The organism is Sphingomonas sp. 4RDLI-65 (assembly GCF_049472435.1).
GTDB lineage: Bacteria > Pseudomonadota > Alphaproteobacteria > Sphingomonadales > Sphingomonadaceae > Sphingomonas.
The window spans coordinates 105712-118800 of the sequence record NZ_JBCEBT010000005.1; the positions used below are offsets into that span (position 1 = coordinate 105712).

Here is a 13089-nt window from a genome sequence, read left to right on the forward strand (position 1 = left end):
GACGCCCCCGCGCGCTCAGAAGATCCCCAGGAACTTCTTCCGCTGCCCCTTCTTCTCCGCGGCGGTCGTCTTCCCGTCCTCGGCCTTGGCCGTCGTCCCGTGGCCGACGTCATCACGCGCCTCGCCCTTCGTGGTCCGCTGCGCCGCCGCCGTCGCCCCCGCCAGCACCGGGCCGCACGCAGTCGATTTCGCATCGCCGACATCGACGAACGCCAGGATTCCCGCCACCGGCGTCGCCACCAGCGCCAGCCCCAGGCCGCTGCCGACGCGCGCAAGGAGGTCCTTCGAGATCACCTGCAGCTGCGGCGCGGCGAACATCCCGCCGACGCCCACCGGCGACTGCCCCGCGAACAGGCTGAACTTCTTCGAATCCGCGCGGAAGGCGAGATCTACCGCCTCATTGCGAAAGCTGAATCCGCCGCGGCCGACGATCACGTTCTTGCGCGTGTCGATGATGATCGGGTCCGCCGCCGCCACGCCGCCACGCACGGTGAAGCCGATCAGCCCGCAATTGACCTGCACCGGCTCCTTCAGCTTGCCCTGGAACATCCGCTGCGCAAACGTGCCGATATCGAGTTCGGCGAGCTGGATATTGCGCACCGAAAGCGCGCCCGACGGCATCACGAACGCGATCCGCCCCTGCGACGACGCCAGCGACTCATGCACCGAATCGCCGCGACCCTTCAGTTCGATGCGACCCTTGATGGTGCCCGTCGTGCCCGCCTCGGCAAGCCCATAGCCCTTGAGCAACCGCCCGAGCGGCGTCGCCGCGAGGCGGATATCGTAGGATACCGCGCTCGGCCGCGCCCGCGTGTCGAAGACGACGTCGGAGGATACGTTGCCGCGCGCCATCGAGAAGGTCAGTGGCGACAGCGCCAGCCGCCCGCGCTCCAGGTCGAGCGTCAGGTCGACGTTGGAGATCGGCAGGTTGCGCGACTTGACCGTGCCGATCGCCCATTTCAGGTCGGCATCGAACAGCTTCATCGTCTCGATCGGCAGCTTCCCATTGGGCAGCAGGCGCTGTGGCGCGGCGCCCGTCGCGGCAGCGGCCGCCACTGCGCCGCGTGTCTCGACGATGTCGGGATTGAAGCCGATGAACGGGGCCGCATCGATGATGTCGAGGCTCTTGGTCGTGAGCACCGAATCGAGATGAATGCGCTCACCGTTGAGAATCGTCAGCTTGCCCGCGAGATCGGTCCGGCCGGCGATGCCGCGCAGATGCGTGAAGGCGTATTCGTCGCCCTGCTTGATCAGCTGCGCACGCAGCGTGTATCTTCGCGTGTTCGGGATCGCGACGTCGATCACGCCGAGCAGCGTCGACAGATTGGCGCCGCGTGCGGTCACCGCCAGCGGCACGTTCTCGACATCGGCGATACTCGGCAGCGTCCCCGCGACGTCGATCACGTTGCCCGCCGCCCGCATCCGCGCGACCAGCTTGTTCTGCCCGCGATTGGCGGTCGCGTCGGGCGACAGGAGTTGCGCGGTCACGGTGAACGGCGTCTCGCGCAGCCGCCCCTTGCCGGTCAGCCCGACTGCACGCCCGATCGTCGCATCGACCGAACGGATATCGGCGACTTTCAGGTCGGCGAGTACGCGCATCCGCGGATCGAGATAGCGCACCGTCGTGCCCGTCACGGTCGCCACGTCGATCCGCGGGAATTCGAGCGGCTTGCCGCCCTTCTTGTCCGAGAACGTCCAGGTGTTGGCCGAGTGCGCCGCGTTCCATTCGAGGTCGACCGCACCGTTGACCAGGTCCAGCCAGTAAAGCCGCCGCTTGCCGAAGAGCAGCGACAGCGGCGCGATTCGCGTGTCGAGCTTGTCCGCCTGGAACAGGTTCGGCTTGCTCGCCCAGTCGGGGTTCGAGAGCGTGAAGTTCTCCGCATACAGCTTGATGCGGAATGGCGCGAAATAGAGCTGGAAGTCGCCGCGCACGGTCAGCGTCCGGTGCGTCAGCGAGCCGACGACGCGCTCGAACGGGTGCTTCAGGAAGCGCCCCTTGGTGATGTACAGCACCAACCAGATCGCGACGATGACCGCGACGATCCCGAGCAGGATGTTGCGCAGTATCCGCCGCTTGCGTCGCTTTTGCGCATCAACGGGTTCGGGTGCCGGGGGGGGGGCGTCGATCGGCGGCGTCGGGCTGGCGTCCATGCAAGCCCTATCGCATGGCTGCGTCGGCAGTTCCACAGCGGTTGATATTCCCGATCAATGCAGCTATCGGCCCCGCTTCCTCGAAGGGAACGCGTTCGACGAATCGCCCGGCCAGTGTGGGCTGCCGCGGCGATTTCAGCGTCCTCCTTCGTAACCGAAAGGATAAAAATGCCCAAGCTGAAGACCAAGAGCGGCGTCAAGAAACGCTTCAAGCTCACCGCCACCGGCCTGCTCAAGCACGGCGTCGCCGGCAAGCGTCACCGTCTGGCGCATCACAACGGCAAGTACATCCGTCAGAACCGCGGCACCAAGCTGCTGTCGAAGGCCGATACCGCAGCGGTCAAGGCCTGGGCGCCTTACGGCCTGCGTTGAGCTGAGAAGGAATTAGACAATGGCACGCGTAAAACGGGGTGTTACCACCCGCGCCAAGCACAAGCGTATTTTGGTTCAGGCGAAGGGCTATTATGGCCGTCGCAAGAACACCATCCGCATCGCCCGTCAGGCCGTCGAGAAGGCCGGACAGTACGCATATCGCGACCGCAAGGTTAAGAAGCGCACGTTCCGCGGCCTCTGGATCCAGCGCATCAACGCCGGCGTCCGCGCCGAGGGTCTGACGTATTCGCAGTTCATGCACGGCGTGAAGCTTGCAGGGATCGAACTCGACCGCAAGGTCCTGGCCGACATCGCCATGCACGAGGGCGCAGCCTTCAGCGCGATCGTCGCCCAGGTGAAGGCGGCTCTCCCCCAGGCCGCGTAATTCGCGACTGAGGTGAGGTTCGGGAGGGCGTCGGTGGGAGACCACCGGCGCCCTTTCTGCGTTTTGGGGCGGAGTGAACGTCCCAACTATGATCACCCCTCGCCCCTCCTCCGTCATCCCGGCGAACGCCGGGACCCACGGTGACGGCGGACCCGGCGATAACGTGCTACGATCACCCGCCCGCTACCATGGGTCCCGGCGTCCGCCGGGATGACGGGAGCTCTTGGGTGAGCGATCGAGCGGCGATCAAGGGGAGCACGAAAATGCGCGAAACCTTCCAGCCGTGCGTCTACATCCTCCACTCCCGCCGCCACGGCACGCTCTACATCGGCGTTACCTCAAACCTCCTCGCAAGGCTGGTTCAGCACCGAGAGGGGTTGATCCCCGGCTTCACTCGCCGGTACGGCATCAAGCGTCTCGCTTACTACGAGATGTTCGACACGATGGACGCCGCGATCGTTCGCGAGAAGCGGCTGAAGGAATGGCGAAGAGCGTGGAAGATCGACTTGATCGAAGCGCACAACGAAAATTGGGACGATCTGGGTATCGGCCTCGGGCTGCCCCGCCTAACCGAACCCCTGGGAGTATGACGTGACGCAAGACCTGAACCAGATGCGCGACCACATGCTGACGGCGATCGCCGCCGCATCCGGGCTCGACGCGCTCGACGCGTGCCGGGTCGAGGCGCTCGGCAAGCAGGGCACGATCACCGCGCTGCTGAAGACGCTCGGCAAGATGACGCCGGAAGAGCGCCTCGTCCAAGGCCCGCAGATCCAGGGCCTGCGCGAAGCCATCGCCAACGGCATCGCCGAGCGCAAAGCCACGCTCGAACGCGCCGCGCTCGACGCGCGCCTCGCCAGCGAAACGCTCGACATGACCCTCCCCGCGGACGCCACGCCCGCCGGCACGATCCACCCGGTCAGCCAGGTCATGGACGAACTCGCCGAGATCTTCGCCGACCTCGGTTTCGCGGTCGCGACCGGTCCCGAGATCGAAGACGACTGGCATAATTTCACAGCGCTCAATATTCCGGAATCGCATCCAGCGCGCGCGATGCACGACACCTTTTATATGGTGGACGATGATCCGATTGCTGCGCTCTTCATTGAAGGTGAACCGGCGAAGCGGATGCTCCTCCGCACGCACACGTCGCCCGTGCAAATCCGCACAATGTTGAGCCAAAAGCCCCCGATCCGCATCATCGCCCCCGGCCGCACATACCGCTCGGACTCCGACGCGACGCACACGCCGATGTTCCACCAGGTCGAGGGCCTCGTCATCGACAAGGGCATCACGCTCGGCCACCTGAAATGGACGCTCGAAACCTTCGTGAAGGCGTTCTTCGAGCGCGACGACATCGTCCTTCGCCTGCGCCCCAGCTACTTCCCGTTCACCGAGCCGTCGGTCGAGATCGATGTCGGCTACACGCTGGTGAAGGGCAAGCGCGTCGTCGGCGGCGCCGAGCCCGATGGCTGGCTCGAAATCCTCGGCTCGGGCATGGTCCACCGCAAGGTGATCGAAGCCTGCGGGCTCGACCCCGACGAATGGCAGGGCTTCGCGTTCGGCTGCGGGATCGACCGCCTCGCGATGCTCAAATACGGCATGGACGACCTCCGCCCGTTCTTCGACGGCGATATCCGCTGGCTCAAGCATTACGGCTTTTCGAGCCTCGACGTCCCCACTTTGTCCGGCGGAGTCGGCGCATGAAGTTCACCCTCAGCTGGCTCAAGCAGCACCTCGAAACTACCGCCACGCTCGACCAGATCGTCGAGGCGCTCACCCGCATCGGCCTCGAAGTCGAAGGCGTCGAGAACCCCGGCGAGAAGCTCGCCGCGTTCAAGATCGCCAAGGTTCTCAGCGCTGAACGCCATCCGCAGGCCGACAAGCTCCAGATCCTCTCGGTCGATGTCGGTAACGGCCCGCTCCAAGTCGTCTGCGGCGCGCCCAACGCGCGCGCCGGCCTGATCGGCGTGTTCGGCGCGCCCGGCGCTTACGTACCCGGCCTCGACGTCACGCTGAAGCTCGCCAGCATCCGCGGCGTCGAGTCGAACGGCATGATGTGCTCGACGCGCGAGCTCGAACTCGGCGAAGATCACGACGGCATCATCGAACTGCCCGAAGACGCGCCGATCGGCACGCCGTACCCCGAATACGCCGGCCTGACCGACCCGGTCATCGACGTCGCGATCACCCCCAACCGCCAGGACTGCATGGGCGTCCGCGGCATCGCGCGAGACCTCGCCGCCGCCGGCCTCGGCACCCTTACCCCGCTGGTCATCCCCCCCCAGTCCGTCATCCCCACCCCCTCCGTCATCCCGGCGGACGCCGGGACCCAAGGCGCGGCAGGGGCAGACGGCGAACCCGATCCCCGCCCTCGCGGCAATGACGGAGCAACGGCTGGATCCGGACCCGACGTCCGTACCGACGACCCAGAAGGCTGCCCCGCCTTCTTCGCCCAAACCGTCACCGGCGTGACCAACGGCGAATCCCCCGACTGGATGCGCCGCAGCCTGCTCGCGATCGGCCAGAAGCCGATTTCCGCGCTCGTCGACATCACCAACTATCTGATGATCGACCTCGGCCGCCCCTTGCACGTCTACGACCGCGCCAAGCTCTCCGGCGGCCTCGTCGCGCGGAAGGCCAAGGACGGCGAGCAGGTCGTCGCGCTCAACGGCAAGACCTACACGCTCGACGAAACCATGACCGTCATCGCCGACGACACCGCCGTGCACGACATCGGCGGCATCATGGGCGGCGAGCATTCGGGCGTCTCGGCGGACACCACCGACGTGCTGATCGAATGCGCGTATTTCGATCCCGACCACATCGCCCGCACCGGCCAGAAGCTCACGCTCACCTCCGACGCGCGCAGCCGCTTCGAACGCGGCGTAGACCCCGCCTTCCTCGAAGACGGCCTCGCGATCGCCACCGCGCTCGTGCTCCACGTCTGCGGCGGCCGCGCGAGCGACGTCACCCGCTCGGGCGAGCCCCCGCTAGAGCCCCGCGTGATCCACTACGATCCACGCCTGTCAGCAGACCTAGGCGGGCTCCACGTCGCCCCCGAACGCCAAGCGCGGACGCTATTGTCGCTCGGCTTCACGATCGGCGCGATCAAGTCGGCGGACGCGTTCAGCGATGCGCTGTTCTCGACGATCGAAGGCAAATGGCCGGTCACGATCCCGACCTGGCGACGCGACGTCGACGGCCCCGCCGACCTTGTCGAGGAAGTCGTCCGCATCGAGGGCATCGACAGCATCCCCTCGACACCGCTCCCCCGGATGCCGGGCGTCGCCAAGCCGACCGCCACGCCTGAGCAGAAGCTCGAACGTAGGGCACGTCGCGCGGCGGCAGCCCGAGGCCTCGACGAAGCGGTGACCTGGAGCTTCCTCTCAGACGCCGAAGCCGCACCGTTCGGCGGCGGCGCCTGGACGCTCGCCAACCCGATCAGCGAAGACCTCAAGGTCATGCGCCCCTCGCTGCTCCCCGGCCTGCTCGCCGCCACCGGCCGCAACCTCAAGCGCGGTGCACAGACGGTGCGCCTGTTCGAGATCGGCCGCCGCTATCTGGCAGATGCGGAACGCGCGACGCTCGGCGTGGTGTTGGCAGGCGACCGCCGCCCCCGCGGCTGGCGCGAGGGCAAGGCCGCAAGCTTCGACGCGTATGATGCGAAGGCCGAGGCGCTCGCGCTTCTCGCGGTCTCGGGAGCGCCGGTCGATAATCTGCAAGTCATGGGGGAGGCGGGCGACGCTTGGCATCCCGGCCAGTCGGGCACGCTCCGCCTCGGGCCTAAGACCGTGCTGGCGAGCTTCGGTATGCTCCACCCGTCGGTCCTGAAGGCGTTCGACCTCGACGGCGCGGTCGCGGCGGTGGAAGTCTATCTCGACGCAATTCCCCCTAAGCGCGCCACCGGCTTCGCCCGCCCGGCCTACACGCCACCAGCGCTCCAAGCCGTCCGCCGCGATTTCGCGTTCCTCGTCCCCACGGCGCTCGCCACCGACACGCTGGTCCGCGCGGTCAAGGGCGCCGACAAGGTCGCGATCGTGTCGGCCCGCGTGTTCGACGTGTTCACCGGGCAGGGTGTCGAAGAGGGCCACAAGTCGGTCGCGGTCGAGATCGTCCTGCAACCGACCGCCAAGAGCTTCACCGACGAGGAGATCAAGGCGATCGCCGACAAGGTCGTCGCGGCAGCCGCCAAGCAGGGTGCGAGCTTGCGCGTCTAAACCTCCCCATAAATACCACCCCGGCGAAGGCCGGGGCCCAATTGGAGAACGTCGCTAACGACGCGCATCGCTTCGTTACCGTGGCCTTCCGAATTGGGCCCCGGCCTCCGCCGGGGTGGGGGAGTGAGCCTTGTCGAGCTTCGCGCGTTCGACCCTGACGGAAGGAACCCCATGACCGACCTGATCACGATCACCAACGACCACCTCACGGCTAGGATCAACCCGCTAGGTGCCGAACTCACCTCGCTTGTCGACGCCGAAGGCCGCGAGTTGATGACCAATGCCGACCCGGCATTCTGGACCGGCCACGCGCCGATCCTTTTCCCGGTCGTCGGCCGTCCCTACCGCGACGTCATCCGCGTCGACGGCACCGAATACCCGATGAAGCAGCACGGCTTCGCCCGCCGCCTGCCATTTGAGGTGATCGCAACCAGCGCGGACGGCGTCACCTTCCGCCTGACCGACAATGAGGAGACGCGCACCCACTACCCGTTCGCGTTCGCGCTGGAGATCGCCTTCCAGCTCACCGGTGCGACGCTGTCGGTCGACGTGGCGGTTCGCAACACCGGCGACGTCGTGCTCCCGGCCAGCTTCGGCTTCCACCCCGCCTTCGCCTGGCCGCTCCCGTATGGTCAGCCCCGCGCCGACCACCGCATCGTCTTTGCCGCCGACGAGCCCGACGCGCTGCGGATGATCGCCGACGACGGCACGATCGCCGAGGGCGAGCGCGCGTCGCCGCTGGACGGCCGCACGCTGGCCTTGCGCGACGCGCTGTTTGAAAAGGACGCGCTGGTCTGGGATAGCGTCCGCTCCGACTCGGTCACCTACGGCGCGGAAAACGGCCCGCAGTTGCGGATCGACTTCCCCGACACCCCAAAGCTCGGCATCTGGACCAAGCCCAGCGCGGCCTATGTCTGCGTCGAACCCTGGCACGGCATCGCCGACCCCGAAGGCTATACCGGCGAATTCCGCGACAAACCCGGCGTGTTCGAGGTGGCTGCGGGTGACACGAAGAGGATCGCGCTGCGGGTGACGCTGGCGGCTGCCACCGCCGGCTGACCACACACGCTGTTCTCCCGCGAAAGCGGGAGCCCAGGGTTTCAGGTGATACCGTTCGTGACCCTGGACCCCCGCCTTCGCGGGGGAACGGCAAGGCGCGACGATCCCAACGATCGTCCTCCCTCTGTCCTCCAGGCCTCGCATCTGCCAAGAGCGGCCATGACCGCCGCTAACCCGGCCCACCTTCTCCCGAGCCCAGACTCGGCGCACCGGACCTCATCATGACCCAATTTCCCCGCCGCACTTTCGCGATCATCTCGCATCCCGACGCTGGCAAGACGACGCTGACCGAGAAGCTCCTCTATTTCGGCGGTGCGATCCATCTCGCCGGCGAAGTGAAGGCGCGCGGCCAGACCCGCCGCGCCCGCTCCGACTGGATGAAGATCGAGCAACAGCGCGGGATCTCGGTCACCTCCTCGGTGATGACGTTCGAGCGCCAGGGGATCACCTTCAACCTGCTCGACACGCCGGGCCACGAAGACTTCTCCGAGGACACCTACCGCACGCTGACCGCAGTCGACTCGGCCGTCATGGTGATCGACGCCGCCAAGGGCATCGAGCCGCAGACGCGGAAGCTGTTCGAGGTCTGTCGCCTGCGCAACGTGCCGATCATCACCTTCGTCAACAAGGTCGACCGCGAAGGGCGTGATCCGTTCTCGCTGCTCGACGAGGTGGCCGAGATGCTCCAGCTCGACGTCTGCCCGATGAGCTGGCCGGTCGGCATGGGCGGCGAATTCGAGGGCGTCTACGATCTCTACGCCAACACGCTGAGCCGCCCCGAAGGCGACAGCCGCGAGTTCATGGGCAAGGCGATCCCGTTCACCGGCATCGACGATCCCGAACTCGCCAAGATCCTGAGCCCCGAAGCCATGATCCGCCTGAACGACGAGGCCGAACTCGCACAGGGCGGCTATTCGACCTTCGATCCCGAGGCCTATCGCGCAGGCAACCTGACCCCCGTCTATTTCGGTTCTGCGCTGAAGGATTTCGGCGTCGCCGAACTGATCGCCGCGCTCGCCGACTATGCCCCGCCACCGCGCGCGCAGCCCGCCGAACCCGCCCCCGTCTCGCCCGACGAGCCCGAGGTCACCGGCTTCGTGTTCAAGGTGCAGGCCAACATGGACCCCAACCACCGCGACCGGATCGCGTTCATGCGGCTTTGCTCGGGCGTCTTCAAGCGCGGCATGAAGCTGACGCCCACCGGCCACGGCAAGCCGATCGCGGTCCACTCGCCGATCCTGTTCTTCGCACAGAATCGCGAGCTGGCGGACGAGGCGTTCCCGGGCGACATCATCGGCATCCCCAACCACGGCACGCTCCGGGTCGGCGATACGCTCAGCGAAAAGGCGGCGATCCGCTTCACCGGCCTGCCGAACTTCGCGCCTGAAATCCTGCGTCGCGTCGTGCTCAAGGACTTCACGAAGACCAAGCAGTTGCGCAAAGCCTTGGACGACATGGCCGAGGAGGGGGTGACGCAGGTGTTCTACCCCGACATCGGCTCGAACTGGATCATCGGCGTGGTCGGCCAGCTCCAGCTCGAAGTGCTGCTCTCGCGCCTCGACGCGGAGTACAAGGTCGCGGCGGGGCTGGAGCCCGCGCCGTACGAGACCGCGCGCTGGATTTCGGCGGAAGACCCGCTGGAGTTGAAGACCTTCGCCGAGATCAACCGCGGCGCGATGGCCAAGGATCGCGACGGCAACCCCGTGTTCCTCGCCAAAAGCGCGTGGGAAGTGAACTACATCGCCGAGCGCTATGCGAAGATCCGCTTCGCCGCGACGCGGGAGCGATAGGTTACCCGCTAATCCTCCCCTTGCAGGGGAGGATCATGTGGAAGAGTCAGTCCGCGGCCAGAGCCTCGGCGAGCATGTCGCGGATCGCTCGTAGGGCGGTCATCGGCGACTCGGCCTGCGCGACGATCTCGCTCGGTCCCGGGATCGCAGCCGAGCCCTTCTCGCCCGCCAGCAATTGCTGGACGCCGCGCACGGTATACCCCTCGCGGTTGAGATACTGGTCGATCCGCCGCACCAAGGCGACGTCCTCCGCACGGTAATACCGCCGGTTGCCCGCGCGTTGCAGCGGCTTTAGCTGGGGAAAGCGCGTTTCCCAATAGCGCAGGATGTGCTGCGGCAGGCCGGTTTCGCGCGAAAGTTCGCCGATCGTCCGAAACGCCGCACCGGCCTTCTGCCCCCCGGCATCCGGTAGTGCGTCGTCAGTATCAGGCATCGGGTCGGTCAGTCGGCACCGACGATGCGTTCACGCATCATCTGGCTCGCGCGGAACGTCAGGACGCGGCGGGGTGCGATCGGCACCTCGATGCCGGTCTTGGGGTTGCGGCCGACGCGCTCGCCCTTGTCGCGGAGCACGAACGTGCCAAACCCCGAGATCTTCACATTCTCGCCATGCGAGAGCGCCCCGCACATCTCTGCGAGGATCTGCTCGACGATCTTGGAGGAGTCCGCACGCGACAACCCCACCTCGCGGTGCAGCGATTCGGCCAGGTCGGCCCGCGTCAAAGTACCTGTCATCGTCATTCACACGCTCCCACGCCCGGCGAACTACCTACACAAGCCGAGAGAGGACCGGAAGAACTTTTGTTCTGCATGCGAACCGATCGAATCCGGAGATATTAGAAGCGGATAACCGCCGCACCCCAGGTAAATCCACCGCCCATCGCCTCGAGCACGACGATCTGGCCCTGCCGTATACGTCCATCACGCACCGCAACGTCGAGTGCGAGCGGTACGGAGGCGGCTGAGGTGTTGGCATGCTGGTCGACCGTGACGACGACTTTTGCCGGCTCCAGACCCAGTTTCCGTGCGGTCGCATCGAGGATACGCGCGTTCGCCTGATGCGGCACGACCCAGTCGACCTGGTCCGCCTGTAGCCCGGCCATCGCCAGCGACTCGGTCATCACCGACGCCAGGTTGGTCACCGCATGGCGGAACACTTCGCGGCCCTTCATACGGAGCTTGCCGACGGTGCCGGTCGTCGAGACGCCGCCATCGACGTAGAGCAATTCGTTGTGACGGCCGTCGGCGTGCAGCTTGGTCGTCAGGATGCCGCGCCCGCCTTCGTCCGCAGTGTCCTGCGCCTCCAGCACGATCGCGCCGGCACCGTCGCCGAACAGCACGCAGGTCGTCCGGTCTTCCCAGTCGAGGATGCGGCTGAACGTCTCCGCACCGATGACCAGCGCGCGCTTGGCGACGCCGCTGCGGATCATGCTGTCGACGACCTGGACCGCGTACAGGAAGCCCGAGCAGACCGCGGCGACGTCGAACGCGACGCAGTCGTTTATGCCGAGCATCGCCTGCACCTTGGTGGCGCTGGCGGGGAAAGTCTGGTCGGGGGTCGCGGTGGCGAGCACGATCAGGTCGATGCTTGCGGCTTCGATACCTGCCGCGGCCAGCGCGGCCCGGCACGCGTCCGCGGCCAAGGTCGCGGTCGTCTCGCCTTCGCCGGCGATGTGGCGGAAGCGGATGCCGGTACGCTCGACGATCCACTCGTCGCTGGTGTCGACCTGCGCTGCCAGTTCGGCGTTGGAGACGCGACGCGCGGGCAGAGCGGAGCCGGTGCCGATGACAACCGAACGGATCATGCCGCCTTCTCCACGTTACCGAGATCGTCGGCGATCCGCCGCACAAGGTCGTTGCGGACCATCTTGGCGGCGTTGCCGATCGCGGTCGCCACGCCGCGCTCGTTGGCGCCGCCATGGCTCTTCACGACGATGCCGTTGAGCCCGAGGAATACCGCGCCGTTGTGATTGTTGGGATCGAGATGATCGCGCAGCAATTCGGTCGCCGGCTTCGAGATCAGGAAGCCGAGCTTCGAGCGGACCGAGCTGCGGAAGGCGCGCTTGAGCAGGTCGGCGACGAATCGCGCGGTGCCCTCGGCGGTCTTCAGCGCGATGTTGCCCGAGAAGCCGTCGCACACGACGACGTCCACGTCGCCACGCGACAGGCGGTCACCCTCAATGAAGCCCTCGAACTTCATGTCGACCGACGGCGTCGCACGCAGCTGGGCTGCGGCATCGCGAATCTGGTCGGTGCCCTTCATGTCCTCGCTGCCAATATTCAGCAGCGCGACACGCGGGTGCGGGATGTCGAGCGCGGTGCGGGCATAGGCGGCGCCCATGATCGCGAACTGGACGAGGTTGCGTGCGTCGCACTCGGTGTTCGCACCAAGGTCGAGCATCACCATGTCGGTATCGCCGAGCGTCGGCAGACGCGCGGCGAGTGCCGGCCGGTCGATCCCGGGCAGCATCCGCAGCGATATCTTCGCCATCGCCATCAGCGCGCCGGTATTGCCCGACGACACCGCGGCGGCGGCGCGACCCTGTTTCACCAGGTCGATCGCGATGCCCATCGACGTCTTCTTCGCACGCCTGATCGCCTGGCTCGGCTTTTCGCTCGAACCGACGACTTCGGGTGCGTGGACGATCTCGGAGTTCTGCGACAGGTTCGGATGGGCCTTCAGCCCCTCGCGAATCGCAGTCTCGTCGCCGACCAGGAAGAAGTGCGTGCCCTCGTAGCGATGACGCGCGCGGGCGACACCGGCGAGCATCACTGCCAGCCCGTCATCGCCACCCATCGCATCGACCGCGATCCAGCCGCTGTCGGGCATCGCTTATCCTTCGTTCAAGTTAGAGGTTCCGGATGGAAGCCTCAGCCCTCGATCGAGAGGATTTCACGACCGTTATAGTGACCGCACGAACCGCACAGGTTGTGCGGACGCTTCAGTTCGCCACAGTTCGGGCATTCCTGGAACGACGCGATCGTGAGCGAGTCGTGGCCACGGCGCATGCCGCGCTTGGAGGGCGAGGTTTTTCTTTTGGGGACGGCCATTTCGGCACCTTGTTCAATCTAAAGGTCGGGGCTCCGAGTACGTCCGGACACGGGACGCAGG

The 13089-nt window shown here is 66.5% G+C and carries 13 protein-coding genes; 7 read left to right on the plus strand and 6 right to left on the minus strand.

From position 1 onward, the window contains the following. Nucleotides 1-15 precede the first annotated feature (15 nt). The gene (locus VH567_RS12870; RefSeq protein ID WP_423326668.1) at nucleotides 16-2151 is read right to left on the minus strand and encodes an AsmA family protein; all 2136 of its coding nucleotides are present in this window, start codon (nucleotides 2149-2151) and stop codon (nucleotides 16-18) included. A gap of 168 nt (nucleotides 2152-2319) precedes the next feature. On the opposite strand from VH567_RS12870, the gene rpmI reads away from it, so the two are divergent. From rpmI to VH567_RS12905, 7 genes are all read left to right on the plus strand, one after another. Then, on the plus strand, nucleotides 2320-2523 hold the full coding sequence (rpmI, locus tag VH567_RS12875) for a 50S ribosomal protein L35 (protein WP_031395289.1): 204 nt from the start codon (nucleotides 2320-2322) through the stop codon (nucleotides 2521-2523). Nucleotides 2524-2542: 19 nt separating this feature from the next. Continuing rightward, nucleotides 2543-2908: a 50S ribosomal protein L20 gene (gene rplT / locus VH567_RS12880; RefSeq protein ID WP_056054375.1), complete on the plus strand. Its 366-nt coding sequence runs from the start codon at nucleotides 2543-2545 to the stop codon at nucleotides 2906-2908. A gap of 263 nt (nucleotides 2909-3171) precedes the next feature. Continuing rightward, entirely contained in the window at nucleotides 3172-3498 is a 327-nt protein-coding gene (locus tag VH567_RS12885) for a GIY-YIG nuclease family protein (protein WP_423326669.1), read from the plus strand. A 22-nt stretch (nucleotides 3499-3520) separates the two neighbouring features. Continuing rightward, entirely contained in the window at nucleotides 3521-4615 is a 1095-nt protein-coding gene (gene pheS, locus VH567_RS12890) for a phenylalanine--tRNA ligase subunit alpha (RefSeq protein WP_423326793.1), read from the plus strand. After that, nucleotides 4612-7128 carry a phenylalanine--tRNA ligase subunit beta gene (gene pheT, locus VH567_RS12895; RefSeq protein WP_423326670.1) on the plus strand — a complete coding sequence of 839 codons (2517 nt, stop codon included), beginning with the start codon at nucleotides 4612-4614 and terminating at the stop codon, nucleotides 7126-7128. The genes pheS and pheT overlap by 4 nt, the downstream gene beginning before the upstream one ends. A 171-nt stretch (nucleotides 7129-7299) precedes the next feature. Then, nucleotides 7300-8187 (plus strand): aldose 1-epimerase family protein, encoded by an 888-nt coding sequence (locus VH567_RS12900; protein WP_423326671.1) that lies wholly within the window; start codon nucleotides 7300-7302, stop codon nucleotides 8185-8187. Between the two features lie 221 nt (nucleotides 8188-8408). Then, on the plus strand, nucleotides 8409-9977 hold the full coding sequence (locus tag VH567_RS12905) for a peptide chain release factor 3 (protein WP_423326672.1): 1569 nt from the start codon (nucleotides 8409-8411) through the stop codon (nucleotides 9975-9977). A 46-nt stretch (nucleotides 9978-10023) separates the two neighbouring features. Here VH567_RS12905 and VH567_RS12910 read toward each other — a convergent pair whose 3' ends face one another. From VH567_RS12910 to rpmF, 5 genes are all read right to left on the minus strand, one after another. Next, nucleotides 10024-10410, minus strand: a complete 387-nt coding sequence (locus VH567_RS12910) for a MerR family transcriptional regulator (protein ID WP_423326673.1) — start codon at nucleotides 10408-10410, stop codon at nucleotides 10024-10026. A gap of 8 nt (nucleotides 10411-10418) precedes the next feature. Continuing rightward, nucleotides 10419-10718, minus strand: coding sequence for an integration host factor subunit alpha (locus VH567_RS12915; protein WP_307088196.1), 300 nt, complete (start codon nucleotides 10716-10718; stop codon nucleotides 10419-10421). Between the two features lie 95 nt (nucleotides 10719-10813). Further along, the gene (locus tag VH567_RS12920) at nucleotides 10814-11782 is read right to left on the minus strand and encodes a beta-ketoacyl-ACP synthase III (protein WP_423326674.1); all 969 of its coding nucleotides are present in this window, start codon (nucleotides 11780-11782) and stop codon (nucleotides 10814-10816) included. Continuing rightward, complete coding sequence (plsX, locus tag VH567_RS12925; protein WP_423326675.1) at nucleotides 11779-12807, minus strand: phosphate acyltransferase PlsX; 1029 nt, start codon at nucleotides 12805-12807, stop codon at nucleotides 11779-11781. Before plsX ends, VH567_RS12920 begins: the two co-directional genes overlap by 4 nt. A gap of 41 nt (nucleotides 12808-12848) precedes the next feature. Further along, on the minus strand, nucleotides 12849-13028 hold the full coding sequence (rpmF, locus tag VH567_RS12930; protein WP_056054400.1) for a 50S ribosomal protein L32: 180 nt from the start codon (nucleotides 13026-13028) through the stop codon (nucleotides 12849-12851). Nucleotides 13029-13089: the final 61 nt, after the last annotated feature.